The sequence below is a fragment of the Streptomyces sp. NPDC051776 genome (assembly GCF_040681345.1).
GTDB lineage: Bacteria > Actinomycetota > Actinomycetes > Streptomycetales > Streptomycetaceae > Streptomyces.
Map to the genome: position 1 here is coordinate 107,095 of NZ_JBFAYQ010000014.1, position 25,843 is coordinate 132,937.

The 25,843-nt window shown below is 71.6% G+C and carries 20 protein-coding genes; 10 read left to right on the forward strand and 10 right to left on the reverse strand.

Annotated features, from left to right (window positions below):
* Nucleotides 1–2 precede the first annotated feature (2 nt).
* Entirely contained in the window at nucleotides 3–1,304 is a 1,302-nt protein-coding gene (locus tag AB0M26_RS14245) for a PLP-dependent transferase (RefSeq protein WP_365259717.1), read from the forward strand.
* Here AB0M26_RS14245 and AB0M26_RS14250 read toward each other — a convergent pair.
* The 6 genes from AB0M26_RS14250 to AB0M26_RS14275 all read right to left on the reverse strand — a co-directional run bounded on the left by AB0M26_RS14250 (nucleotide 1,207) and on the right by AB0M26_RS14275 (nucleotide 7,336).
* A complete protein-coding gene (locus AB0M26_RS14250; RefSeq protein ID WP_365259826.1) occupies nucleotides 1,207–2,643 on the reverse strand; it encodes a GNAT family N-acetyltransferase in 1,437 nt (478 codons plus the stop codon). The two genes, AB0M26_RS14245 and AB0M26_RS14250, sit on opposite strands and share 98 nt — an antisense overlap.
* Before the next feature lie 487 nt (nucleotides 2,644–3,130).
* A complete protein-coding gene (locus tag AB0M26_RS14255) occupies nucleotides 3,131–4,738 on the reverse strand; it encodes an alkaline phosphatase D family protein (protein WP_365259720.1) in 1,608 nt (535 codons plus the stop codon).
* A gap of 436 nt (nucleotides 4,739–5,174) precedes the next feature.
* Nucleotides 5,175–5,549 (reverse strand): hypothetical protein, encoded by a 375-nt coding sequence (locus AB0M26_RS14260; RefSeq protein ID WP_365259723.1) that lies wholly within the window; start codon nucleotides 5,547–5,549, stop codon nucleotides 5,175–5,177.
* A 149-nt stretch (nucleotides 5,550–5,698) separates the two neighbouring features.
* Complete coding sequence (locus tag AB0M26_RS14265) at nucleotides 5,699–6,094, reverse strand: roadblock/LC7 domain-containing protein (protein WP_365259829.1); 396 nt, start codon at nucleotides 6,092–6,094, stop codon at nucleotides 5,699–5,701.
* A 79-nt stretch (nucleotides 6,095–6,173) separates the two neighbouring features.
* Entirely contained in the window at nucleotides 6,174–6,938 is a 765-nt protein-coding gene (locus AB0M26_RS14270) for a DUF4388 domain-containing protein (protein ID WP_365259726.1), read from the reverse strand.
* Nucleotides 6,935–7,336, reverse strand: a complete 402-nt coding sequence (locus AB0M26_RS14275) for a hypothetical protein (RefSeq protein ID WP_365259729.1) — start codon at nucleotides 7,334–7,336, stop codon at nucleotides 6,935–6,937. Before AB0M26_RS14275 ends, AB0M26_RS14270 begins: the two co-directional genes overlap by 4 nt.
* 642 nt (nucleotides 7,337–7,978) lie before the next feature.
* Between AB0M26_RS14275 and AB0M26_RS14280 the strand changes: the two genes are divergently transcribed.
* The 3 genes from AB0M26_RS14280 to AB0M26_RS14290 all read left to right on the forward strand — a co-directional run bounded on the left by AB0M26_RS14280 (nucleotide 7,979) and on the right by AB0M26_RS14290 (nucleotide 13,306).
* Nucleotides 7,979–11,119, forward strand: a complete 3,141-nt coding sequence (locus tag AB0M26_RS14280) for a BTAD domain-containing putative transcriptional regulator (RefSeq protein ID WP_365259732.1) — start codon at nucleotides 7,979–7,981, stop codon at nucleotides 11,117–11,119.
* Between the two features lie 305 nt (nucleotides 11,120–11,424).
* Nucleotides 11,425–11,907: an SRPBCC family protein gene (locus AB0M26_RS14285; RefSeq protein WP_365259735.1), complete on the forward strand. Its 483-nt coding sequence runs from the start codon at nucleotides 11,425–11,427 to the stop codon at nucleotides 11,905–11,907.
* Between the two features lie 481 nt (nucleotides 11,908–12,388).
* Complete coding sequence (locus tag AB0M26_RS14290) at nucleotides 12,389–13,306, forward strand: alpha/beta fold hydrolase (RefSeq protein WP_365259738.1); 918 nt, start codon at nucleotides 12,389–12,391, stop codon at nucleotides 13,304–13,306.
* 70 nt (nucleotides 13,307–13,376) lie between these two features.
* Here the strand turns inward: AB0M26_RS14290 and AB0M26_RS14295 are convergent, their stop codons facing one another.
* The 3 genes from AB0M26_RS14295 to AB0M26_RS14305 form a co-directional block, all read right to left on the reverse strand.
* Entirely contained in the window at nucleotides 13,377–13,682 is a 306-nt protein-coding gene (locus AB0M26_RS14295; protein WP_365259741.1) for a hypothetical protein, read from the reverse strand.
* 86 nt (nucleotides 13,683–13,768) lie between these two features.
* Complete coding sequence (locus tag AB0M26_RS14300) at nucleotides 13,769–14,344, reverse strand: sigma-70 family RNA polymerase sigma factor (protein WP_365259744.1); 576 nt, start codon at nucleotides 14,342–14,344, stop codon at nucleotides 13,769–13,771.
* A 438-nt stretch (nucleotides 14,345–14,782) separates the two neighbouring features.
* The gene (locus tag AB0M26_RS14305) at nucleotides 14,783–17,026 is read right to left on the reverse strand and encodes a pyruvate dehydrogenase (RefSeq protein WP_365259832.1); all 2,244 of its coding nucleotides are present in this window, start codon (nucleotides 17,024–17,026) and stop codon (nucleotides 14,783–14,785) included.
* A gap of 216 nt (nucleotides 17,027–17,242) precedes the next feature.
* Between AB0M26_RS14305 and AB0M26_RS14310 the strand changes: the two genes are divergently transcribed.
* The 5 genes from AB0M26_RS14310 (at nucleotide 17,243) to AB0M26_RS14330 (ending at nucleotide 23,424) form a co-directional block, all read left to right on the forward strand.
* A complete protein-coding gene (locus AB0M26_RS14310; RefSeq protein ID WP_365259747.1) occupies nucleotides 17,243–17,785 on the forward strand; it encodes an Lrp/AsnC family transcriptional regulator in 543 nt (180 codons plus the stop codon).
* Between the two features lie 403 nt (nucleotides 17,786–18,188).
* Nucleotides 18,189–18,521: a hypothetical protein gene (locus tag AB0M26_RS14315; RefSeq protein WP_365259751.1), complete on the forward strand. Its 333-nt coding sequence runs from the start codon at nucleotides 18,189–18,191 to the stop codon at nucleotides 18,519–18,521.
* A gap of 396 nt (nucleotides 18,522–18,917) precedes the next feature.
* A complete protein-coding gene (locus AB0M26_RS14320; RefSeq protein WP_365259754.1) occupies nucleotides 18,918–19,232 on the forward strand; it encodes a hypothetical protein in 315 nt (104 codons plus the stop codon).
* 258 nt (nucleotides 19,233–19,490) lie between these two features.
* A complete protein-coding gene (locus tag AB0M26_RS14325) occupies nucleotides 19,491–20,234 on the forward strand; it encodes a hypothetical protein (protein ID WP_365259757.1) in 744 nt (247 codons plus the stop codon).
* Nucleotides 20,235–20,523: 289 nt separating this feature from the next.
* Nucleotides 20,524–23,424 carry an FHA domain-containing protein gene (locus AB0M26_RS14330; RefSeq protein ID WP_365259760.1) on the forward strand — a complete coding sequence of 967 codons (2,901 nt, stop codon included), beginning with the start codon at nucleotides 20,524–20,526 and terminating at the stop codon, nucleotides 23,422–23,424.
* A 107-nt stretch (nucleotides 23,425–23,531) separates the two neighbouring features.
* Here AB0M26_RS14330 and AB0M26_RS14335 read toward each other — a convergent pair whose 3' ends face one another.
* A complete protein-coding gene (locus AB0M26_RS14335) occupies nucleotides 23,532–24,425 on the reverse strand; it encodes a hypothetical protein (RefSeq protein ID WP_365259763.1) in 894 nt (297 codons plus the stop codon).
* A gap of 464 nt (nucleotides 24,426–24,889) precedes the next feature.
* Here AB0M26_RS14335 and AB0M26_RS14340 point away from each other — a divergent pair, with 464 nt between their 5' ends.
* Entirely contained in the window at nucleotides 24,890–25,798 is a 909-nt protein-coding gene (locus tag AB0M26_RS14340) for a hypothetical protein (RefSeq protein WP_365259766.1), read from the forward strand.
* The last annotated feature ends 45 nt before the right edge of the window (nucleotides 25,799–25,843 follow it).

The window sequence follows — 25,843 nt, forward strand, 5'->3', positions numbered from 1 at the left end:
CTATGGACACGACAGCCACGGAGCCCACTCGCTCGCTCGCCACCGAGGCCGTGCACGCCGGACGCGAAGACCTCGCCGACCTCGGCCTGCACGCCCCGCCCCTGGATCTGTCCACGACCTACCCCTCGCGCGACAGCAGGGAGGAGGCCGCGCGCGTCGACGCGTTCGCCGCGACCGGCGCCCAGCTCGAAGGGCCGCCCGTCTACGCCCGCCTCGACAACCCGACGACAGCGCGCTTCGAGACCGCGCTCGCCCGCCTCGAGGGCACGGAGAGCGCGGTGGCCTTCGCCAGCGGCATGGCTGCCCTGACGGCCTGCCTGCTCGTGCGGTCGGCCATGGGACTGCGCCATGTGGTCGCCGTCCGCCCGCTCTACGGCTGCAGCGACCATCTGCTCACCGCCGGACTGCTCGGCACCGAGGTCACATGGGTGGACCCGGACGGCGTGGCCGAAGCGATCCGCCCCGACACCGGGCTTGTCATGGTGGAGTCGCCGGCCAATCCGACGCTCGCCGAGCTCGACCTGCGGGCCGTCGCCGACAGGTGCGGCGACGTACCGCTGCTGGCCGACAACACCTTTGCCACTCCCGTACTCCAGCGCCCCGCGGAACAGGGGGCGCGGATCGTGCTGCACAGCGCGACGAAGTACCTGGGCGGACACGGCGACGTACTCGCCGGAGTGGTCGCCTGCGATGAGGCCTTCGCCCGCGGGCTCCGGCAGGTACGGTTCGCCACCGGTGGCGTCCTGCACCCGCTCGCCGGCTACATGCTGCTCCGCGGGCTGTCCACGCTGCCCGTCCGCGTACGGGCCCAGTCGGAGACCGCCGCGCGGCTCGCGGAGCGGCTGGCCGGGGACCCGCGGATCGCCCGTGTCCACTACCCGAAGCTGGGCGGTGCGATGGTGGCTTTCGAGGTGAACGGTGACCCGCACGAGGTGATCGCCGGCGTGCGGCTGATCACGCCCGCGGTCAGCCTCGGCAGTGTCGACACCCTCATCCAGCACCCCGCCTCCATCAGCCACCGCATCGTGGACGAGGGCGACCGCCGCTCGGCCGGGGTGAGCGAGCGGCTGCTGCGGATGTCGGTGGGGCTCGAGGACGTCGAGGACCTGTGGCGCGATCTCGACCGCGCGCTCGGCGCCCCGCCCGCTCTCCGTGAGACCGGGAAGGGCGCCGAAGCCGCGGCGGACGGCACGGTGCAGGAAGGGGTTACGCAGGCCCGTACGACTCCTGCTCCTCCCGCTCCGGTTCCCGCGGGCCATGGGGCTCGGGGGTCACGACGGGCGTCGGAGCCAGTCGGGTGGTGATGACCAGGGTTCCCTCCTCGACCTGGTAGTCCAGCGGCAGGCCGAGGCCGCGCATGGCGGCGGCCATCCCGGTGTTCGACGCCTGGGTGACGGCGTACACGCTGTCGCAGCCCGTCTCCACGGCCATGGCGACCAGGCGGCGCAGCAGTTCGCCGCCGATTCCGCGGCGCTGCCAGTCGTCCTCGACGAGCAGCGCCACCTCGGTCTCGTTGCCGTCCCACAGCAAGTGCCCGAGGGCGACGAGCCGGCCGGAGGGGGTCTGGACAGCGAGGGTGCGGCCGAAACGGGGGCTGAGCAGGTGGCCGAGGTAGCGGTCGGCGTCGTGGACCGGACCGTGGTAGCGGAGGCCGAGCGTTCTCGTGGAGCAGCGTCCGTGCATCGCGAGGGCGGCGTCCAGGTCGTCGGTGTCCGCCCGCCGTACGGTGATCTCATTGCCCTCGGGGAGGGTGAACACGTCCCTGCTGCCCGGCACCCGCGGACCGAGCTGGGCGTCCAGCTCCACCAGGGCGCGGGCGCGCGCGAACTCCGTGGGCGTGAAAGGCAGATACGGGCGCTCGACCGTGATGACCCCGCCGGAGGGGTCGGGCAGTCGTATCACCGTGTCCTCCAGTACGCCCTCATCGGGCACCCTCTCGCCCAGGGACCGCCCCCCGAGCGACGTCGCGGGGAGCGAGTGGATCGTGCAGCGGCCGAGCAACTGCCGCAGAGCGAGCGGGAGTTCCGCTGCGTCGAGGGCGGTCCGGGTGGCGAGGTTCAGGACCCGGGTCGGCGCGTCGACCAGATCGTGGGCGTCCGCGCGCTCGACCCATGTGCCCCGGCCGCCCGCGGCGTCGATGGTGCGCGTCAGGTCGGCGGCCGTCAGGCCGTCGGGGGCCCGCAGGAGGAACTCGTCGACCGTGCCGTCGGAGAGCGGGTGGGTCTGCAGGGTCAGGATGTCGACCCTGCTGCGTGCCAGCGTCGTGCATAGTACGGCGAGGCTGCCGGGCAAGTCCCGTACGGTGGTGCGGAGGCGCCACAGCGTCGTCCCGTTCGGGTCCGGGTCGGGGGCGGCGGAGGGCGCCGGTGCCGGAGCGGGGCCGGCGCCGTGGCCGGTATGGCTGGTGCCGGGCGTGGGGCCCGGCGGTGAGTCGTGCCTGTGGCGCCGTGCCCACCATGTGTGGAAGCCGGCCGTGGCGATCATGACGGCGGCCGAGGTTCCGAGCAGCACCGGCCCCTCCGGGCCGTGGGCGATGGTGTTGGCGGCCGCGTCGGCGACCGCCACGGCCGTGAAGAGGGCCGCGAGTTCAACGAGATCCTGCCGCCAGTGATGCGGGCGGCGGGCATGCTTCGACGATGTCATCCGAGTCATGGGATTCACCCTCCCTGACAGGTGTTGCGTGATCACAAACGCACTGTGACCGATGGATTAAGGGTGGCTATGATCACTTTCCGTCTGTTTTTGGCCATTTGGCGAGAGGCTCGGGCCGTCGCCTCGCCCGGGGGTCTCCCGGTGGAGCTGTCCGAGCTGCGCGCAGACATGCGCGCGGCCGGTCCGCCGCGGCCGCCTCGGTGGGGCGGAGCCGCGAGCCCGGCTCGGCAGCCGGGACGATTCCGTACGGCCGTGACCCTCGCAAGACGGGAAAATCAGCCGCATCCCCGGTGCCCCCCGACGCCGGACATACGCCCCAACAGCCCAGCCCACAGGCCTGTTTCGGCCATCCGCAGGGCAGCACGGCACTGCGGTCCGGCCCCTGTCGGAGGGTCCGGCCGCCGTCCCGCACGGTCCCTTCGTCGGCGGCTCGAAGTCCGCGCTCAGAGGCCGTTGACGACGGGAGCCGCCCCCCTCGTCACTGCCCCACGCGGCCGGGCTGGAGCACCGTGGTGAACAGCACCGTGCCGCCCTCCTCGCGCAGCCGCACCGTCAACTCGCCGCTCTCCCCGTCGATGTCCACCTCCCCGTAGAACTGGTAGCCCTCGGCGGGGGAGACATTCGCCCGCGCCGGGGCCTTCATGAAGACCCGCTCGGGACCGAACGTGGAGTCCAGCGCGGCCGCAGGGAACGCACCCGCGTTGAGCGGCCCCGACACGAACTCCCAGAACGGCTCGAAGTCACCGAACGCCGCACGCGCGGGGTCGTAGTGCTGAGCCGATGTGTGGTGGACATCGGTCGTCAGCCACACCGTGCCGGTGATCCGGTGGTGCTTGATGTGCCGTAGCAGTTCCACGATCTGCAGTTCACGGCCCAGGGCAGCGCCCGGGTCCGCGTTCGCCACGGCCTCGAAGTCCGTCGCGCCGTCGGGCACCACGAGCCCGAGCGGCATGTCGGAGGCGATCACCTTCCACATCGCCCGCGACCGCCGCAGCTCCCGCTTCAGCCATTCGAGCTGCTCGCGTCCGAGGATGCCCTGGGCGTCCTCCGGCTGCCGGTTGGGGGAGTTCCGGTTCCGGTACGTCCGCATGTCCAGCACGAAGACGTCCAGCAGGGGACCGTGCCGCACCACCCGGTGCACCCGGCCCTCGGTGTGGCCGGGCCGCAGCGTCGGCACCGGGAAGTACTCGGAGAACGCCCGCTTCGCACGCGCCGCCAGGACGTCCACGGACTTCTCCGTGTAGCGGGCGTCGTCCAGGAACTCCCCGGGGTACCAGTTGTTGAGGACCTCGTGGTCGTCCCACTGCACGATCGCCGGCACCTGGGCGTTGAAACACCTGAGGTTCTCGTCCAGCAGGTTGTAGCGGAAGTTGCCGCGGAATTCGGCAAGAGTCTCGGCGACCTTCGCCTTCTCCTCCGTGGTGACGTTCCGCCACACGCGCCCGTCCGGCAGCGTCACGCTTCCGGTCAGCGGGCCGTCGGCGTAGATCGTGTCCCCGCTGAAGAGGAAGAAGTCGGGGTCGCCGCGCCGCATCTCCTCGAAGATGCGGTAGCCCCCGCGCTCGGGATTGATGCCCCAGCCCTGCCCGGCGAGGTCGCCCGACCACACGAACCGCACCCCCTGGCGCCGCCGCACCGGAGCCGTACGGAACGTGCCGTGGACCGGCTCGCCGGTGCGTCGCGGGTCGTCCGGGTCGGCGAGCACCACGCGGTAGTGCACCTGCTCGCCGGGCGGCAGGCCGCTCAGCGCGGTCGTGCCCGTGAAGTCCGTGCCGGGGCTGATCAGCGGCCCGTGCGTCCCCCGCGTGTTGCGGAACGACTCCGTGGCCGAGGTCTCGACGATCATGCGTGCCGGACGGTCCGACCGCACCCACACCAGCGCCGACGAGGTGGTCACGTCGCCTGCCTGCACGCCCCACCGGGCCTCCGGGCGTCCCGACAGCGTCTGTGCGGCGGCCGGACCGGATGCGGACAGCACCGCGGGGACCGCCGCCCCGGCCGACGGAAGAACGAGCCCCGCCGATACCAGCGCACCGCCCCGCAGTACGGACCGCCGTCCGATGCCGCTCCCCGACTCCTGCTCCATGCCGTGCCTCCCGTTTCTCGCGCGAACGGTCCTTGTGCGAATCGGTCTCGCGCGACGTGCCGCTTGGCCGCCCCGGTTGTCGGTGACGGCGTCCCGTTGCTACCGGCGCCGGATGCCGCGCACCGAAACGCCCAGTGAACAACGGCCCGTGGCGTGGCAGAAGACCCCGCACGCCTTCGCGCGGGCGGATCCCGGGAGGTCGGGCACGCGCCACCGGCGAGGTCCGCAGCGAGGATTGACGCGGACCGGGGTTCGTATGCGGTCGATCACCCGATCGCCCCACGCACACAACCCCCCTGCCCGCACCGGCTCCCCGGGGCCGCCGCGGCGCACCGGAACCGACGCGCGGTCGGCCCCGCTTGCGAGGCCGGGCTCCCCCGGGGCCGCGGCGCCCGGTGCGGGGAACGGTCGGTTCCCCGCGGGCGCACCTCTCGCCTCAGACCTCCAGGGTCGATTCGATCGCCTTCAACTGGTGGCGTGCCATGGCCAGGTTGGCCCGCGTCTTGTCGAGAGCCAGATAGAGGAACAGGCCGGCCCCGCCGCGGCCCTTGAGCAGCCGGATGAGGTGGTACTGGCCGCCGAGGGTGATGAGGATGTCCTCGATGGAGTCCTTTATGTTGAGGAGTTCCATGGCGCGCACCTTGGCACGCACCACATCGGTGTTGCCCGCGGCGGCCACCGTCAGATCGAGTTCCTTGCCGCCGCCGACGGTGCCGAGCGCCATGCCGCTGCCGTAGTCGACGAGCGCGACGCCGATGGTGCCCTCGATGGTGGTCATCGCTTCCTTGAGGGCCGATTCGATATTGGCCATGGTCGTGGTGCTTCCTTCCAGTGGGTGGATGGTCCGCGCGGCGCCGGGCATGTCGAGCCCGGCCCACGCCGTCGCGGAGGGGCTTGCATACGCGTCCGCCGTCGCGGAGGGGCTTGCTTTCGCGTCGGATTCGGTGGGCTCGGTACGGGTCAGTCGGCCTCCCGACGCTCGAGTGCGCCGGCGACGACATCGCCGATGCGGGCGCTGGACCGGCGGGCCTCCAGATGGAGCCGGCCCACATTGGCGCGTGGCCCGGCCAGCACGGTGAGGACCGCCCCGGTTCCGGCGGCGTACGTGGCGACATAGCCCTGCTCGCCCCGGATCACCAGCTCGCGGAAGTCGCCGCGGCCGGTGGCGTCGGTGAGCCGCAGGGCGACTCCGAGTGCGGCAGCGGTGAGGGCGGCGGTGCCTTCCGCCTCCGCCTCCTCGCCGGTGCTCTCCGCCAGGACGAGGCCGTCGACGCTGGCCGCGAGAGCACCGGTGAGATGGGGGACACGGGCGAGCAAACCCTTGAGCTCGTCGAGGACTTCGGGGCTCGAGGACATCATCTGTCTTCTCTCGGCGCGTTGTTTCATCACACGCCTCATGAGGGTGCGGCCGGGGCCTGATGGACGGACGGGGGGTTCACAGACGAGCCTCCAGAGCATCACGGATCCGGCGCAGCAGGGCGGTGTCGGGGTCGCCGGAGATCTCCGGCACCCAGGCGGGAACGGGAGGTCGTGCGGGCGCGGCCGGCCTGCTGGGAGTCTCGATGTGCCCGGCGGCAGCCAGTCGCCGTACGTCGATGAGGGTGTGGAAGGCCGGCCGGCCGAGGAGCCGGGCGATCTCGGCGGGGGTGCGGACTCCGTCCGCCAGTCGCAGCAGGGCGCGCTGGCGGGGGACGAGGACCGGGGCGCGCGCGGCCTGACGCCGTACGACCGGCGCGGTGTCGACCTCCGGCCTGGGCCACAGGCTCTCCAGCAGATCCCGGCGGCGCCGGGTCTCCCGGGCGACGGTATCGACCGGTACGGGTATGACAGGGCCGAGCCAATGTGCGGCGCCGCTCCGGAAGCGGGTGGGACCCGCGCCGCCCGACAGGGTGAAGAACGCGGCGTCGAAGAGCGCGCCCCGATGGCATATCTCCAGCTCGCCGCTTGAGACTTGACCGCTCTCGACGAGATAGCGGCCGACCTGGCCGCGGGCGCCGGCACGATCGACGGCGGCCTGCCAGCCTGCCACCGGTAGCCGGCCGCCCGTCGTGAGGAGGACGTCGATGCCCGGAGCCACGGGGCTCTCCGCGTGCACGATCTCGCCGTCGACGAGATAGAGCGTGCCGGTCTCGCGCAGGAGGGCGCCGGTGGCGCGCTCGGAGGCGAGACGGGCGAGCGTGGGGAAGACGACACCGCTCACCCGAGCACCAGCCGTTCGGCCAGCCCGGCGAGACCGATGCGGGCGAGAGCGAGATTGCCTTCCTCGCGGTCGAGCCACACATGGATGAACACGCTGGAGTCGAAGGTCGTCTCGACGAAGCGCAGCAAGTGGTAGCCGGAGCGGGTGGTGACGATGACGTCCTCGACTGGGTTGCTCCTGCCGTGGGCCGCGTCGCCGTCCTCAGCCGGGGCGAAGGTGGGCTGATCGGCGGCCACGCGGGCGAGTTCGGCCGTCTCGGCGACGCTGGCCTCGTGGTCGTCGTTGGGGGAATCCCCGATCGTGCCCAGCGCGAGCCCGCTCGTGCAGTCGGCCACGGCGGCGCCGCGTGCCCCGGGCAGCGCCATGGCCTTGAGCAGGCATTCCTCGATTCCGGGCACGACAAGGACTCCCCTCCCCGGGACGTGCGGTGTGGCCCGCCGACGGGGCAGCGGGTGACTGGCACGTTACCGAACGTGCTGACTCCGCAAAGCAGTTCGGGCAATTTTCCGTGGAACATGCCGAACGGGGTTGCCCCGTGAAGGCGCGGGGTGCGTAGATGGATGTTTCCGCGCCTGTTCGAGGCGCCCGCGATGTCCGGGCCCTGACGCCTGCTCAGGAAGAGCCCCGCCTCGGGACGGGTCCTGCGTCCGCTGCACGGGTGTCGCCGCCGCGACCGGGCGGTTCCTACGGGGCCGCCCCGCGCGTCGCCCCCACTGGGCCGCCGCGCGTCGCCCCGCCCGCAGCGTCCGCCGGGCGGGTGTGCGCAGGACGGGTCCTGCGCCTCGGCGCCGCACCGGTGCCGTGTCCCGACCGGGCCGCCCCGCGCGCAGCGTTCGCCGGGCGGACGTGGGCAGCCGGGGGCGCGCGATCCGCGGCGCGGCGGCGCGCGGACCGCTCCGTGGACCGCCCGACGGTTCGTTCGGGCGTGACCGGGGCGTGCGGTGCCACTAGGGTCGCCGCGTACGCGCCGGTCCCCGCCCCCGGGACCACCTGGGAAATTGCCCGGGAGGGCGCGCCCCGCATGGTGTATACGAGGCGGAATGAAGGCGCATTTCGGAGTCCTGGGCCCCCTGGAAGTCCAGCATGACGGGCGGCCGTTGCCCGTGCAGAGCCGTCGGCAGCGGGCGATCCTCGCGCGCCTTCTGCTGAGCCCCGGGCAGACCGTCACGCCCGACGTCCTCATCGCCTGCGCCTGGGATGAGGAGGTCATCCCGGATCATCCGCATTCCGCCCTGCAGAACCACATATCCCGCCTCCGCAAGACCCTCGGTCCCCTGCGCCGCTTCCTGGCCACATCGAGCGCGGGCTACGCCCTGCGCGTCGGCGGCGACGACGTCGACTCCCTCATGTTCGAGCGGCTGGTCGCCGAAGCGCGACGGGTCCGGGCCACCGACGTACGGGCGGCGCTGGGCAGTTTCGCGGAGGCCCGGGCGCTGTGGCGGGGACCGGCGTTCGCCGAGTTCGCGGAGACCTTCGCCCGTCCGCAGGCGATCATGCTGGAGCAGATGCGGGTCACGGCCGCCGAGGAACGGATCGACCTGCTGCTGGGCATCGGCGCCTACGGCCTGGCCAGGGAGGAGGCCGAATCGGTCATCGCAGCCCATCCGCTGCGCGAGAGCGCGTACGCCCTGCGCATGCGCGCGCTGGCCCTCGCCGATCAGGTCAACGACGCGCTGGCCGCCTACCAGTACCTGCGCCGGCAGCTCGCGGAGGAGTACGGGACGGAGCCGTCGGCCGGGGTGCGCGACCTGTACGTGCAGTTGCTGCGGGGCGACATCGCGCCGGTCCCGGAGCCCCCGACGCGCCCTCCGACCCCGAGGGGCGCGGCGCACCGCGCTACGGCTCCGCCCCCCACGCACTCCCCGCTCCGTTCGCAAGCCCCATCCGGTGCGCGGCGGACCTCGCCGCACCCGCACCCCTCGCCGCACCCGCACCCCTCGCCCCACCCCGTGCCGTCCGTCCCGACCTCGCTCAGCAGCTTCGTCGGCCGGCAGGAGGAGATCCGGCGCGTCGTGGGCGTCCTCTCCCGCCGGCGCGTGGTCACCCTCGTCGGACCCGGCGGTGTCGGGAAGACCCGCCTCGCCATGGAGACGGCACCGCGACTCGCGGACGACGGCCCGCTCAGGTGGGTGGAGCTGTCCTCGGTCCGCGACCCCGAACTCGTCCCGCACGCCTGCCTGGACGCCATGGGCGTCCCGGATCCGCCCACCGGCACCGCGCTCGAGGCCCTGGCGATCGTCCTGCGCCGGCGCGACCTCACCCTCATCCTCGACAACTGCGAGCATGTCGTGGACGGCGTAGCGGAGACGATCACGCGGATCGCCCACTCCTGCCCCGGGGTCCGGTTCCTGGCGACGAGCCGCGAGCGCCTGGCCGTCGACGGTGAGCAGGTCATCGCGATCCCGCCCCTCTCCCTCTCGTCCGACGAGGGCGGTTCGGAGGCCGTGCGCCTGCTGGTCGACCGTATGTCAGCGGCGGGATTCGACATCGATCTGGGCGACCCGGCGACCTGGGACCTCGCCCATCTCCTCGGCCGGCGCATGGACGGCCTGCCGCTCGCCCTCGAACTGGCCGCCGCGACAGCCGCTTCGCTCGGGCTCGAAGCCGTTGTCCACGGGGTCAACCCGCTCGGTATGACCGGAGCCAGCCGTACCGCCCATCCGCGCCACCAGGATCTTCGCGAGCTGCTGATGTGGTCCTACGACCTGCTCACCGGCGAGGAGAAGGCCCTGCTGCGCCGGCTCGCCGTCTTCCCCGGGTGGTTCTCGGTGGGATGGGCGGAGGAGGTGTGCACGGACACCGAACTGCCGCATGACCGGGTGGCGCCGACCCTCGCATCCCTGGTGGCCAAGTCGCTGGTGGTGCGGCGGCCGCACCCGCTCGAGGGCGGGCGCAGGCACCGGCTCCTCGCGACCGTGGCCGGTTTCGCCGAGGAGCGCTGCGAAGCGGCCGGGGAACTCGGCCGCTTCCGCCGCGCGCACGCGAGGAACACGGTGAACTGGGCCGAACGGGCCGCCGGGACGATCTCCGAGGGCCGTGACGAAAGGCAGGGGATCGCCCTGCTCAGCGCCGGTGCCAGCGACCTCCGCGCCACCCAGCACTGGGCCTCGCGCCACGACCGGCCGCTGGCTCTCGAACTCTCGTCCGTCCTCATGCGGTACGGCTTCATCCGTGCCGACTACGAGATCCTCGGCTGGGCCGAGAAGGCGCTGGTGGGGACCGGCCCCGACGAACCCCCGTTGCACCCGCATGTGTACGGTTCCGCCGCCCTCGCCGCCTTGGGCCGGGGGCAGCTGGAACTCGCCGAGCAGCGCGCCCACGAGGCCATCCGCGCCGCCGGTTCCGAGCGCGCCGCCCTGCCCGGCCTGACGATCCTCGCGCACTGCCTGCTCTTCACAGAGCGCCCGGCCAAATCGGTGGATATCTGCGAAAAGATGTGGCCCGCGGTGCGTGCCGGCGGGGGAGGGGACACCGTGAACGAGGTGGAGGTGGCCGGAATCGCGGCCATCTGCCTCAGCTATGCCGGGGACCGGGTCGCCGCCGAGGAGTGGATCGAATGCTGCCGGCAGTGCCGGGACCGGAGCCCGTCGGCCCTGGTGGCGGCCTACGCTGCGTACTTCACCGGTGAGGCGGTGATGCCCCACGAGCCGGACCGGGCCCTGGCCGAACTGCGCAGGAGCTACGACATCGCCTCCAGGATCGGGGCAACGTTCGTCGCCGGCGTCGCGAAGACCAGCTTCGCCACCCTCCAGGCCCGTCACGCCCCGACCGCCGAGAGCTTCGTCTTCTACGGCGACACCCTGCGGCACTGGCACGACCACGGGAACCGGACCCAGCTGTGGGTCACCATCCGCAACCTCGTCCCGCTGCTGTCGGGCCGCGGGGAGGACGAGCGGGCGGTCGCCATCCATGCGGCGATGACCTCCTCCACTGCCGCTCCACGGGTCTCCGGATCCGAACTCGCCGCGATCGAAGGGGCGGTTGCGGGGTCCCGGCGGCGGCTGGGCGCGCCGGGCGCCGAGGCCGTTCGGTCGCAGTGGCGGGGTGCGGACCTCACGGCGGTCTTCGATCTCGCCATGGAGTCCACTCATGTGCTGGCCCGCACGGCCGAGAACGGGCCGGGAGCCGGCGGTACGGAGTTGAGCGATGCCGGGGAGCCGGGCCCCGCGGTACGGAGTTGAGCGATGCCGCGAGCCGGGCCCCGCGGTACGGAGTTGAGCGACGCCGCGGAGCCGTTCCCGCGGTACGGAGCCGAGCCCGGACCACGGAGCGCGACTCCGGTACCGGTGGTGCGGATCGAGTCGCACCGCCTGTACGCTGCGCCGACCTTCCGTACGCACCCCCGGACCGGACGAGAACCGAAGCCGGGTCCCCTGCCGTATGGGCGTAGAGGAGACGTATCCCCCTCCCTCGCGGGGCCACGCACCGATGCCGACGGCCCCGGGCGGTTCCCAACCGCCTCTCGACCCCGACCCGGAGGCCGGTCATGGAACGAGCCATGCATCTTGAGGAGAGCACGTATGTGCGTGCCGATCCGGAGCGCGTCTTCCGACTCGTCTCCGATGTACGGAACATGAAGCGCTGGAGCCCGGAGTGCGTGGGGGTATTCCCCTTCGGGTCGCCGTCACGCGTGGGGTCGGTCTTCCTGGGCTTCAACAGAAAGCGCTTCTATGTCTGGTTCACCCGCTGCCGGATCACGGAGTGGACAGCGGGCCGGAGCTTCGCTTTCAGTGTCGACGCCTTCGGGGTCCCGGTCGCGGAGTGGGGCTACCGCGTCTCCGCAGAAGGAGAGGGAACGCGTCTGACGGAGTCGTGGACCGACATCCGCACCGGCCGCTCGGCCCGCTTCGCCCACGCACTCGGTGTGATCTTCACCGGTACCTCCCCGGAGGGCAGGGTGCGCATCAACACGGACGGAATGCGGGCCACACTGGCCGCTGTCCGGCGCTACGCCGAAGCGGAGGGCTGAGACCGCGGCGGGCAGGGGCGCGCGCCTCCGGGGAAGGAGCGGCAGCCGGGAGAGCCCTCGGGAACCGTTTCCGCCGTCCGGCCCGTACAGGTGTGTGCGACGGCCTCCCCGCAGAACTGCCGGTGACGGAACGGACGTTGCCGGTCCTTGTGAAGGCTTTTTCCGCCTGATGGGGCTGGCGTCTCCCGCAGCCCCGCGGGACCCGGATCCGCTGCCCCCTGCCGTCGCCCCTGCCGGGGACAGCGGATCATCCGGCAGCGGGGCGCGCTCGGCGCGCGTGCCCGCTCGGCGTGCGTGCCGCGCTCGGCGTGCGTGCCGCGCCCTCGGACAACCCCCTTGCGACGAGCGCCACTCCGCCGAGGCGTGGACTGCCGGCGCGTCACGGCATAAGAAGGGCCGAGCCGTATCCGGACCCGCGATCGGCCGGGCTCGGCCCGAGCCGAAGACGCGCACCCCTGACACCACGGTCGAGAGGAACGACGTGACGATCACCCCGCACCCCGGCACAGACGCGTTCATCACCGTCCGAACGCCGGGATTCGACCTCGCCGTACGGGTGACCTGCCCCCGTACGGCACCCACCGCCGTGATCGTGATCTGGCCGGCCATGGGCGTGAAGGCCTCGCACTACGACGCGTTCGGCGCCGAGCTCGCCGCCTCCGGCTTCGGCGTCGTCACGGTGGACCTCCGGGGCCAGGGCGACAGTCTGCCCGTGCCGCGGCGCGGCCATCGCTACGGATACGAGGACATCGCCACCCAGGACTGGCCGCGGGTGATCGCCACCGCGCGGGAGACGTTCGGGCATGAACTGCCGCTCTACGTCCTCGGACACAGTCTCGGCGGCCAGCTGTCGCTGCTGCACCTGGCGCGCCGGCCCGATTCCGTCGACGGGATGGTGCTCGTGGCCTCCGGCTCCGTCCACTACCGCTGCTACACCGGGCTCGCACGGCTCCGGGTGCTCCTGGGCCCGCAGCTCATGGCGCTGATCGCCGCCGCGCTGGGCTACTGGCCGGGAGACAGACTCGGCTTCGGCGAGCGCCAGTCGGCCCGCCTCGTCCGCGACTGGGCCCGTACCTCTCGTACGGGCAAGTGGCGTCCGGCGGGGGCCGGGGTGGACTACGAGAGTCTCCTCCCCGGAGTCCGTATCCCCGTTCTGGCCATATCCCTCGAGGGCGACGACCTGGCTCCGCCGACGGCCGTGGACGGGCTGTGCGGCAAGCTGCCGTCCGCCCGGGTGGACCGTCGGCACTGTGTGCTCCCCGACCGCGGTGGCTCCCCCCACTTCCGCTGGGTCCGCGACGGGGACGTCATCGCCGGGCTGATCCGCGAGTGGGCCGACGGCGGCCCGGCCGGGGACCGCGCGGAGACGCCTGACGGGGACGGTCGGGTAGCCGGCTGATCGCCGGCGGCGGCTCGGCAGGGAGAGGTGCCGCGGCGCCCGGGACAACCGGGCGCCGCGGCACCGGCGTTCACGCGGACGGCAGGCGGAGCCGCTCGAGCATGTAGGCGAGCGTGTCGGCGACCTCGGCCCGTGCCGCGGCGGGGCCGCTCGCGTGGGCGACGAGCAGGGCGCCCTCGTTGAAAGCGCCGAGGAGCACGTGGGCGAGCGGCTTGACCGGGCGCCGCTCGAAGATCCCGCGCTCCATCAGCGCGTCGAGGGCACCGATGATGACGCCGAGCCCGTACGTGCGACTCCGCCGCCCTCGAAGCCGTCCTCGCGGGGGCCACCCGAACCGCCGCGTAGCGACCGACGCCCTTCTGCCGGCCCGAGCCACCTGACTCGGGCCGGTTCTGCGTATCCGGGAGCCGGGCGAACCGGATCGCGGGGGGAGGCGTGGTTGGCGCGGTAGGTGCGACTGCGCTACCGCACCGCGGCAGCGGCCGGGTCCTCGGTGAGGTGTGCCAGCAGCGCTGCGAGTTTCCTGTGGGCGCGCGCGGACCGGCTCTTGACCGTCCCCAGGGGCACCTTCAGGTGACGGCTGATCTCGCTCTGCGTCATGTCCTCGTAGTAGGTGAGGCGGAGCACCTCGCGTTCCCCCGCGGCGAGTTGACCGAGGCCTTTGCGTACCTGCCACGTGTGCCAGGCCACCTCGAAGGACTGCGGCTCGACCGACACGCTCGCTTCCTGGACCAGGTCCAGCGGCACGTTGCCCATGGAGCGGCGTGTGCTGCGGTAGACGTCGATCGCCGTGCGGCGCGTGATGGCGTACAGCCACGGCTTGAGGTCCCGGGTCGCGTCGAACCGCCCGGCCGCCCGCCAGGCCTGGATGAAGGCCTGCTGCACGGCATCGCCGGCCAGATCGCGGTCACCGACCAGGCTGAACGCGGTGACGAACATCGAGTCGGCGAAGAGCCGGTGCATTTCGATGATCGCTTGCTCGTCACCCTGCTGGAATCGCGCCGCGAGGCTCCGGGGGCAGTCGGATTTCGTCAACATGGCACCTGACGCCGGGACACAAGCCGTCCTCGGCGTCCTCCTGGGAATGAACTTCTCAACGGGACGTGAACATCCTTCGAGAAGCTGCTCCCAGACGGCTCTCATCCCGCTGTCACACAGCGGAATCCGGCCAGGCAGAGGCCGGAATCAGGGCTGCGGGGGCCGGGACGACTCGGCCGGGTGCGAGCGCAGTCGCCTCGCGCGCCCTCCGCGGTTCGTGTCGTGTGCGGGGTCCGGGCAGGCGGTGGGCCGGCCGACTGGCCCACCATCACGGACGCGGAGTGCAGGACGCCGCGAACCGCCGCCACGGACGCCGCGAACCGCCGCCACGGACGCCGAGTGCAGGGCCGGATGCGGAGCGCGGCGACCGGCCGCATGCGGAACGCCGGGCACGACGGAGACCCGGCGAGCCCGAACGAGCCGGGGCAGGACCGGTCGTCAGTCCGTGAGGTCCAGGGCCGCAGTCACGATGCCGTCCGTATCGATCCCGTGGTAACGGTGCACGTCCTCGAGCGTGCCGCACTGCCCGAAGCCCGTCACGCCCAGGGCGCGGCCGCGCACCTGGTGGATCCCGGCCAGGAACGCCAGCGTGTGTGGGTGCCCGTCGAGGACGGTGACCATCGGCCGGGCACGCTCGCGGGGGAACGCCTGGTCCAGGATCCAGTCCTGCCCCTGTTGGAGACCCTGGCGTGCCCGGGTGGCGCGGAAGAGAAGATCGGCGCTGGTCACGCAGACGACGTCCGCGCCGAACCCGAGGCCGTCGAGTCGGTCCGCCGCCTCCAGTGCCTCCGGCACCATCGCCCCCGCGGCCGCGATGGTCACGGCCGGATCGCTGTGGCGGCGGAGGAGATAACCGCCCGCGACGGTCTGCTTGCGGCGCCGCTCGCGCGCCGCACGGTCGGTGGGCACGGCGGCCAGTGACTGGTCCACCGGCCGAGTGGACAGCCGCAGATAGGTGGAACTGCCGCCGGGCCTGCCGAGTTGCGCAAGCGAGGCCAGGAGGCACCACTCCACGTCGATGGCGAAGGCGGGTTCGTAGGCGGTGCAGCCGGGCTGCTCCAGGCCGATGGACGGGGTGATGACGGACTGGTGGGCGCCGCCCTCGGGGGCGAGACTGACACCCGACGGTGTGCCCACGAGGATCGACTGCCCGCCCGCGTACATCCCGAACGCCCAGGGTTCCAGGGCCCGGCCGACGAACGGGTCGTAGACGACGCCGATCGGCAACAGCGGCTTGCCCCAGCGGCTCCAGGTCGCGCCCAACTCACCGAGCAGGCCGACCAGGTTGGTCTCGGCGATGCCCAGCTCGATGTGCTGGCCGCCGGGTTGTTCCCGCCAATGCAGGATCGTCTCGGCATCGTCGGCGAACCAGTCCCGGCGCTCGGTCGCAGACCAGGTGCCGACCTTGTTCAGCCAGCCGCCGAGGTTCGTCGTCGATGCGACGTCCGGGCTGACCGTGACCACGTGGCGGGCCGCCTCCGGCGCCTCTCGGGTCAGGTCCAGCAGCGCCCGCCCGAGTGCCTGTTGCGTCGTGCCCTTGCCCGACGGGGTACGGCCGATGTCCGTGGGCAGCGACGGAGGAGTTTGTTCCGGTGTCGCGGGGTGGCGCAGCCGGGCGGCCGTACGGTCGCACAGCCCGGCTTCGGCGCTGCCCTGCGGGAAACGGGCCCACGGATGCTCCACGTCCATGCCGACGCGGGCGGCGAGTTCGGTCATCTGCTCGCCGGTCAGCAGGGAGGAGTGGTTCTGCGGATGGCCCGCCGTCGGCAGTCCGTGGCCCTTGACCGTGTAGGCGAAGATGACGGTCGGCCGGGTGTCGTCGATGGAGGCGTACGCGTCGAGCAGCGCACCGAGGTCATGGCCGCCCAGGTTGCGGATGACCGCGTCGACGGCGGCGTCGTCCAGGTCCGCGAGCAGCCGCGAGACGGCCTCGCGACCCGGGCCGTCGCCGGGCAGCCGCTCGCGGAGCTGGCCGGGGGCGCAGCGCAGCAGCCGCTGGTACTCGGGGTTGGTCATCCCGTCGATACGGGCGCGCAACGCGTCCCCACCCTGCCGGGCGAACAGATCCTCCAGGAGGCGGCCGTACTTGACGGTGATGACCTGCCAGCCTGCCGCGGCGAACATCCCCTGGAGGCGCGTCGCGGAGATATTGGGCACGACGCGGTCCAGCGACTGACGGTTGAAGTCCACGATCCAGACGACCTCGCCGAGTTCGGCCACACCGGGGTCGAGGACCGCCTCCCAGCAGGCGCCCTCGTCGAGTTCGGCGTCCCCGACCAGGGAGTACTGCCGCCCGGTGGTGCCGTCCTCGAAGCGCGCGTTGACATAACGGCGGGCGACCGCGCCCCAGATGGGGGCGGTGGCGCCGATCCCCACCGAGCCGGTGGAGTAGTCGACGGGGTCGGGGTCCTTCTCGCGGCTCGGGTAGCTCTGCAGACCGCCGAAGGCGCGCAGCGTGGTCAGATACGACTCGTCCAGCTCGCCGAGGAGGTAATTGATCGCGTGGAGCACGGGGGAGGCGTGGGGCTTGACCGAGACACGGTCGTCCCGGCCGAGCTCGTGGAACCACAGGGACGTCATGATCGACGTCATGGAGGCGCTCGATGCCTGATGGCCGCCCACCTTCAGGCCGCTGGGATTCGGACGGACGCGGTTGGCATGGTCGATGATCGCCGTCGACATCCACAGCACGCGCTGCTCCACGGCCCGGAGCGCGTCGAGGCCGGTCTGGTCCGGCCGGGTCTGCGAGCCGGCGGGCACGGCCGCGCTCGCCATGGGGTCCGTGGTCTTCATGCAGTCCGTCCTGGTCTAGGAAAGTCAACAGATTGCATCCGCATGACAACAGAGCCATGATGATCGCACAAGCAAGCCCACTTGCATTGAGCAATCTGCTCGGTGATGCCGCTCCTGGACGTAGCGAGGTTGAGCACTGTGACAGGCGAGGAGCCTCTCGACGGCGTCGACGCGAGACTGCTGCTGGCTCTGGCCGAGGAGCCCCGCGCGCCCGTACTCACCCTGGCGCAGCGGCTCGGCCTCTCCCGGAACACCGTCCAGGCGCGGCTGGCGAAGCTGGACCGCCGTGGCGCGCTGCGGTCGTTCGAGCGGCGGATCGATCCGGCCGCGCTGGGCTATCCGCTGTCGGCGGTCATCACCACGCGGGTGACGCAGAACCGGCTGGAGGAGGTCGCCGAGGTGCTCGGCCGGATCCCCGAGGTCGTCGAGGTCGAGGGCCTCAGCGGTGAGGCCGACCTCCTCGTACGCGTCGTTGCCGAGGACGCCGACGACTTGTACCGGATCGCGGGCCGGGTGCTCGCCGGGCCCGGGGTGGAGCGGACGAGCACGGCGCTGGTCATGAGCAAGCTCGTCGATTACCGGCTGGCGCCGCTGCTCCGGCGATCCGGCGAGAGGAGCGGGTACGACGGGCGCGCGGGCGGCATGTGACGGCTGCGCCTGCCACCGCTTCGCGTCATGGGTTCGTGGCGCCTCGCACGACGGGCAGGCGCCGGACGGCCACGCGGGACACCAGCGGCGTAGGCAGCCGGTCGCTGGTGGCGCTGTGCACCGGCCGCCGCTCGATGGGGAGCCGGTCTGGAGTGCTCGCGCAGTACGGCAACGGCCCGGATGGCGCGGGCTGTTGATCGTGGGCGCGCCGGGGCTCGGCCCCGCTGGACGGCGCCGGCGCGGAGCTCGCCCACCGACGTCCCGGGGCCCGGCCGTGCCTCACGCCCACCGCGGCCCCCCGGGGACCGGCCGTGCCTGCGGAACGTCGCCTGTCCGCCACGCCCCGGAGCTGAGTAGGAACACCCGTTCCATCGGTGCGTGGCGCGGTGCTTGACTCCCCGCCGTGACCGCGAACAGAACGCGAGCCGAAGGAGGCTCCGACGGGCTCAGCCACCGCGACATGCGCCTGATCTCGGGTGTCGCGCTCGCGCTGCTGCCCTCCGTGTTCTTCGTGGCGCTGCTCTTCGTCGTCGACGAGGCTCTCGACGGCAGAGATCACGGGGTGTCGGGGCTCGCCACCACGGGCGGCTGGCTCCTCGGCCTCTCCGGTGTGGTCGGTCTGGCCGCGTTGCTGCTGCCCACGCGCGGCGTGGGCCACGCAGGACGGTCGGCGCTGCTCCGCGGCCAGATCGTGCTGATGGTCGTCGGGCTGGTCCTGTTCGTCGCCACCGCGTAGCCGACGCTGACCGGAAGCCCACGACGTCGTACGAAGCGAGGCCCGGCCCGGAGAAGCCCGCCACCGTCAGGTAGACCCCCGCCGAACCGCCACGCGCCCGCAACCCCGTGCCGGGCCCGCCGGCGAGCCGGGTCCGCATTGACACCCGTAGTGGCCGGAACCCCTGCACCACCCCACCCCGAGGAGCCACGTCGTGAGCCCGACGTCACCGTCGCTGATGATTCTCGTCGCCGGCCGTACCGTTCGGGCACCGGCGACGGTCCGGCCGAACTCGGCGCCGCGGCAACCCGGTCATGCCCCGCGCCCTCTTCCAGACCGGCCATGACCGTATGCGCCGACGTGCCCCCGGCCCGGGTCGCACGAGCGGCGCAGCAAACCGACAAGGACATCTGAGTCGTGACACCCGACGAACACTTCGACCGCATCGCCGAGGAACTCGCCCCGCACGGTGCGGTCGCCGGTGCAATGTTCGGCAAGCGCGCCCTCAAGGCACAGGGGAGGGCCTTCGCCTGTCTCAAGGGCGAACTGCTGGCCGTCAAACTCGGTGACGGAACCTCCGCTCACCGTGCCGCGCTCGAGCTGACCGGTGCGGAACTCTTCGATCCCTCCGAGAAAGGGCGCCCCTTCAAGGACTGGGTCGCCGTGCCGGCCACCCACGCCGACCGCTGGGTGGACCTGGCCGGGACGGCTCTGGACACGATCGCTTCCTAGCCTCCTCCGCGACATTCACAAAAGAGTCACCGCGTGAGGACGGGAGGGAATTCGTCACAGGCGTGTCACAGGCGGGCAACGCATCCGCGGCCGGTGGAACGGTAGTTCCCGCCAGCGCATTTTGAACGCATCACTCGCCGACGGAGTGATGGACTCCAACTCCTGTCTCCTGAGTACGAATTGCTCATCGACCGCCGATGTCCCGGCCGCTACGTTCATCGGGCCATTCACGGCCAGTTCAAGGGGAATCTGCTCATCATGCGTCTGCGAAACCGGAATTTCACGAGTGCGCTCCTGCTGTCCGCGGCACTGACCGTGTCGCTTTCGGCTTGCGGGCCCGATGAGGCCGACCGGTCCGGTGACAAGCCGGACAGCACCGCGTCCGCCTCGAAGGACCAAGGCTCCTCGGGGAAGGACGGGGCTGACGCCTCGTCCGGGGGAAAGGGGAACGGCAACTCCGGAACCGGGGAGGAAGGCACCTCGGACAACTCCCGACCCGTGGCGTTTCCCCTGCCCAAGGGGGCCACGGTGGGGGCCGCGTCGTCCGAGGGCAAGACCCTTGAAGTGAGCTTCTCGCCCGACAGCGGATCCGCCAAGGACGCGCTCGCCACCTATGAGGGGCAGTTCCAGCGCAACGGATACGAGTCGCCCAACGGAACGTGGACCCGCGGGAAGCAGATCGTGGACCTCTCCGAGGACGGCGAATTCTTCCAGGTGACAGTCACTTGTCCCGAACAGGCGCCGCCGCTCCCCGCGGCGCCCCTCCAGGACGTCAGCAGCAGCGAGGACGACACCCTGAGGCTCACCTACGGACTGGACAGGAATTCATCCGATTCGGTGTCGATGGTCAAGTCCTACGTAGGCGAGCTCGCCGGCCAAGGGTGGAAGGTCCCCACCGACGGCGGAACAGCCGCGACCAAGGGGGACCGGACGATCGAGTTCGACAGCAGCGATCCGGAGCGGGTCACCGTGACCATCGACCTCCCTGCCTCCGCCGGCTAGTACCGAACCGCCGACGTACCGCCGCATCGCAGGCGACTCGACCATCGTGCGGGGCCGCTGACTCTCCGGAGGCGGCGCCCCGCCGTTTCCATGACCCGTTCCATGACCCGGCGCCCGCCGTGTCACACGCAGGCCCCGGTGAGCGGGCTGTGTACGCGTAGCGCGTCGCACGAGGCTCGCACGCACCCGGACCCGCGCGGAGGCACGCAAGAACCGCGGGAGCCCTCCGGGCGATCGCCCGTCCCCGTACAGGCGATCGCCCGGAGTACACGACCGACTTGGGGCAGACATGCCTGAACTTGTACTGCATGCCAATGGACGCACCTGGACCCTGGACCCGTCCCGGAGCTATACGGTCGGCCGCGACCCGCAGGCCGACATCCCCTGCATCGACCGCAGGGTCTCCCGGCGGCACGTGACGATCCGCTGCGAGGGCGGGACGTGGGTCATCGAGGACCTGGGCAGCGCGAACGGCACGTTCGCCGAGGGGCGCCGTGTCCGGCGGATCGAGGTCGGGCACGGTTCGATCGTCCGGCTGGGGAACGTCTCCAGCGGCATGCGGCTGGATTTCACCGAAAACGTACCGGCGGCCAACGGCCATCGGGCGCGCGCCGCCGCGCAGGCCCGCGCGGCGGCACATCCGGCTGAGGCGCCCTCGGAGGGCTCGCGCGCCGCGGATCGGGGGACGCCGGGACGGCCGGTCGAGGGTCCGGCGACGGCGAACCCCGCGGCCGCAGCGGCTCCGGCCGCTTCTACGGCTCCAACGCGATCGGGGGAGGGGCCGGGGGATTCCGCTCAGCCGGTCGGCCCCAGGGGCGCGGCCGCCCCGGCATCGGGGCGAGTACCCGCACCGGCCACGGCACCGGCCACCACCCCTCGACCGCATCCGAAGCCGAAAACCGACGCGGCGCCGGAAGCGGGACCCGAGCGCCAGGCCGCCTCCGTCGACGGCGGGTCCCGGTCCCGTCCCCGGCACGACGCACCCGGCCCAGTCGCTGGCCCGGGTGGCGTCGGCTCCGGCGCCGCCGGCCCGAGCGTCCGTGTCCCGCGTGCCGGTGGCCCGGGTGGCGTCGGCTCCGGCGCCGCTGGTCCCGCGGGCGGAGACGGCGACCGGGAGGCAGCCCAGCCCCGCGGGGCGGCCGCGGCCCTCTCCATCGACCGCAACCCCTCGGGCGTCCACCCTCTCGTCATGGGACGGCGGCTGCGGATCGGTCGCGCCCAGGACAACGAACTCGTGGTGGAGGGTCCGTATGTCTCCCGCCGCCACGCTGAGTTCCGGCCCACACCCGACGGCCGCTTCGAGATCGTCGACCTCGGCAGCCACAACGGCACCTATGTCAACGGGCAGCCTGTCCACCGCCGGATCATCGGCCCGCACGACATCGTCGGCGTCGGCCACTCCACCTTCCGCTTCACCGGGGACCGGCTGGAGGAGTTCGTCGACACCGGAGAGGTCTCCTTCGCCGCCCGGAATCTGACCGTGACCGTCGGCCGCGGTAAGACCATCCTGGACGACGTGTCCTTCGGCGTCCCGGAGAAGTCGCTGGTCGCGGTGGTCGGCCCCTCCGGTTCCGGAAAGTCCACCCTCCTGCGCGCGCTCACCGGCTACCGGCCCGCCGACCGCGGTGACGTCCTCTACGACCACCGGGACCTCTACACCCAGTTCGCCGAGTTGCGCCGCCGCATCGGTCTGGTCCCGCAGGACGACATCCTGCACAAGGAACTGACCGTCAACACCGCCCTCAAGTACGCCGCCAAGCTCCGCTTCCCCGGGGACACCCGGGCCGCCGAGCGCAAGGCCAGGATCGACGAGGTGCTCCAGGAGCTGAGACTCGACGTGCACCGTGACAAGAAGGTCGCCTCCCTCTCCGGCGGGCAGCGCAAGAGGGTCTCCGTCGCCCTGGAACTGCTCACCAAGCCGTCGCTGATCTTTCTCGACGAACCCACCTCCGGGCTGGATCCCGGGATGGACCGCGACGTCATGCAGCTGCTTCGGGGTCTGGCCGACGACGGCCGCACCGTCCTGGTCGTCACCCACTCCGTTGCCGAACTGTCCCTGTGCGACCGGCTGTTGGTCATGGCCCCCGGCGGTTCCGTCGCCTACTTCGGCCCGCCGGACGAGGCACTGGACTTCTTCGGCTACGACAGCTGGGCCGACGTCTTCTCCGCCTTCGAGAACCATCGCGACCACGACTGGGGCGGGCGCTGGCGCGATTCCCTTCAGTACGAGTTCTGCGCGGCGGAGATCGACTCGGTCGTACCGCCGCAGGACCCGCACACCCGTCAGGCGCACACCCGTCAGGCGAAGCCCCGTCCGCGGCCCTTGCCACCCAAACCGCAGCGCTGGATCAGCCAGTTGTGGACCCTGGTCCGCCGGTATGTCTCGGTCATCGCCTCGGACAAGGGCTTCATGGCGCTGATGCTTCTGCTGCCCGCCGTTCTTGGTGGGGTGAGCTGTCTGGTCCCGGCCGAACACGGACTCGTCCCGCCGCCGCCCGACAGCGGTTTCCGGTACAACCAGGAGTCCGGAACCATCCTGCTCGTCCTCGTCGTCGGTATGTGCTTCAGCGGCGCCGCCAACTCCGTACGTGAATTGATCAAGGAACGGGTGATCTACGAGCGGGAGAGAGCCACCGGTCTGTCCCGCTCCGCGTACCTGATGTCAAAGGTGATCGTCCTCGGTCTGATCACCGCGGTGCAGGGCACCGTGATCTGCGCGATCGGCTTCTCCGTACGTGAACTGCCCGCCCAGGGGCTGGTCACGTCCACCGCCGTTGAGGTCTGTGCGGTCGTCAGTGCGCTGGGGTTCACCTCCATGATGTTCGGCCTGGTCATCTCCGCGCTGGTGAAGACTCCCGAGAAGACCATGCCGCTGCTGGTGATGTTCGCCGTCGTCCAAGTGGTCTTCACCGGCGTCCTCTTCAAGCTCTTCGAAGCCCCCGGCATCGAGCAGGTCGGCTGGCTGATGCCCGCCCGCTGGGCCGTCGCCGGGGCGGGAACCTCGCTCGATCTCGCACACACCATGCCGCCGTGGGATCTCGACCGGCCGGACGATCTCGACCCGCTGTGGGCCCACACGGTCACCCAGTGGGGGATCGACCTCGGCGTGCTACTGGCGCTGGGGATGGTCTGCGGCTTCGCGGTGGCCCGTCTGCTGCGCCGGCACGAACCCGAGGTCATGCGCGGATAGGACGCGGTGGCCCGCGGGCAGCAGATGCTCGAGGGCAGAGGGCAGAGGGCAGAGGGCAGAGGGCCGTACGGGTACGGGGCGCGGGCCACGGGGCAGGGCCACGGGGGTCAGATCTCGCGGTGGATGCTGTAGGCCGCGCCGCCCGAGGTGCCGTCGCCGCGGGTGACGTGCACGCGCAGATCGGAGCCCGCGGTCGTCAGCCGGAATCCCCCCGTACCGGGCTCGATGCTTGAGCAGCGCACCCGTTCCGCCGCCCTGGCCCTGCCCGAGACAGCCGTGACCTTGATCGTTCCGGTGCCCACGCACGCAGCGCTGACCTTGATGCGCTGCCCACGCCGCACACCGATCTCCGACGCGCCGGGGCCGTCGCGCAGGCTGCCCGAGGACGTACCGAGGCCTGGGCCCTTGTCCTGATCCGGGAGGGTGCGCAGCGCGCGGTTGGCGAGAAGGGCGTCGCGCGCGGCCCCGGTGTCCACCGGGAGGCCGTGGGCGATGAATCCCATGGCGCCCCGGGTGCCCTGCCCGGTGAGCCCGATCAGGACGTGTCCGTCGCCGAGTGCGAAGAAGTACGGCTGCGGCCACGCCGCGTCGTCCCGCTGGCAGGGCACCTGGATCGTCTTCGCCCCGTCGCCGGAGTCCACGCTGAGCGCCACCTGCCCGCCGCCCGTGCAGGCGACGGCGACTTTCACGGACTGGCCGGGCTTCAGATCGCTCGGAAATGCGGCGCGCAGCGGCCCTTCCCGTTTCGCGCCCACCATCGAACCGAGCCGGTCGGCATCGGGAAAGACCGAGTCGGGATCGGGATCCGCCAGCACCGCCGAGACGAGATCGGTCTGCCGCTTCTCCGCCGGGGTGAGCTTCCCGGACCTGCTGTACCCCGCGGATCCGGTGTCGGGCTCGATACCGGTGCTGCTGCATGCCGTCCCTCCCGTCAGCATGCAGATGGCGACGGCGCCCGTGAGGGCGAGATGTCGCGCGCGCGGGGGCGGTGGGGGACGCACGGGTTCCGGTTTCTCTCGTCGGCGCCGGCACGAAACGGGGCCCTCATGTACGGACCGTCGTGACCAGCGGAGCGCACAAGGACCGAAAGCCCGCAGCGCATGGGTGCCTGCTCGGCCATTTCCGGGAACTTTAGGAAGAGATGCTCCGTAGCGTCAGGAGTAGTCACTACTCAAATTTCCGCCACGCGCCGTACGTGAGAGGCACCCCCGCTTCTCGCGAACTGCCCTGTGCTCTAATGCCGCGCATGAACAGCAGAAGGGACAGGCTCGCCATAGAGCGATTCCTGATACGCAGTGGATTGCCGCAACTGGTGCCTGGATGGAGCATACGCACGCATGTACTGCCGCGAATGCTGCCCGCTCTCGCCTTCGTTCCGGCATTCGTGATGGCGGGCGGGGCCAGCACCGGAGGAATCATCGGCGGGCTCGTCGCAGCTGCAGCGGTATCCGCAATCGTATGGGGAATGCTCGGCAAGGTGAGAAGGCACCGCTGGACTCTGCCTCGGTGGGCGGCACTGCTGATCACGATCGCCTTCCTCGGCTTTCCGGCGGCGATGGTCGCGCTCAGCTACCTGGTCGACCCCGACTTCTGGGTGGACATGAGCAATGAGCCGGATGGCCTGCGCCTCCCCATACTTCTGCCCGTGATCATGATCGCTGTCACGGTGGTCGCCTTCCTCTGGCTGTTCCTCTGCTACGCGGGTGTGCAACTCGGCGTCGTCGCTCTGATAAGGATCGCCTTCCGTCAGTCCTGGCGAGATCTGAGGAACTCGGGCCGTCTGCACGGTCGCGCTCTGCCCACCATGCTCTTCGTCACATTCCTTGCCTTCTTCGCCGGTGAGATGTGGCAACTCGGGGCTCACATCACGTGGGGTCGGACCCTGCTTGTCATGTGCCTGTTCGCACTCGTGACCACGGGCGCCAGCGCCAGCCACCTGCGGGACGAGCTCGACGCCCTGGACGAAGTGACCCTCACCGGCCGGCAGACGCGCAACGTCCTGACCGTGCTGGCGACGCGACAGCTCGTCCAGGCCACGGTCGTCGGAATGGCCGTCTTCGCCTTCTTCACCGCGCTCGGCATGATCGCCGTGGACCCCGGCACCGCGGAGACATGGGTGGGGGAGAAGCCGGAGCCGTCCCTGATACCAGGCGCTTCGCAGGCCCTGCTGCGCTGTGCGGCGCTTCTCGCGGGGTTCGGTGCGACGAACTTCGCGGTGAGCACCATGACCGACGACAACGCGCGCCGGGAGTTCTTCCGCCCGATCGTCAGCGATCTGCAGGAGACTCTGCTGCGGTACGCGCGGGAGACGCGGGCGACGGAGGAACGCGAACACGTCCCCCCGAACCCCGCCACCGCCTCGGCCCCGGCCTGAACGGCGCGACCCGAGAAAGGCACCGGGTGTCGCCGCCCGGTGCCT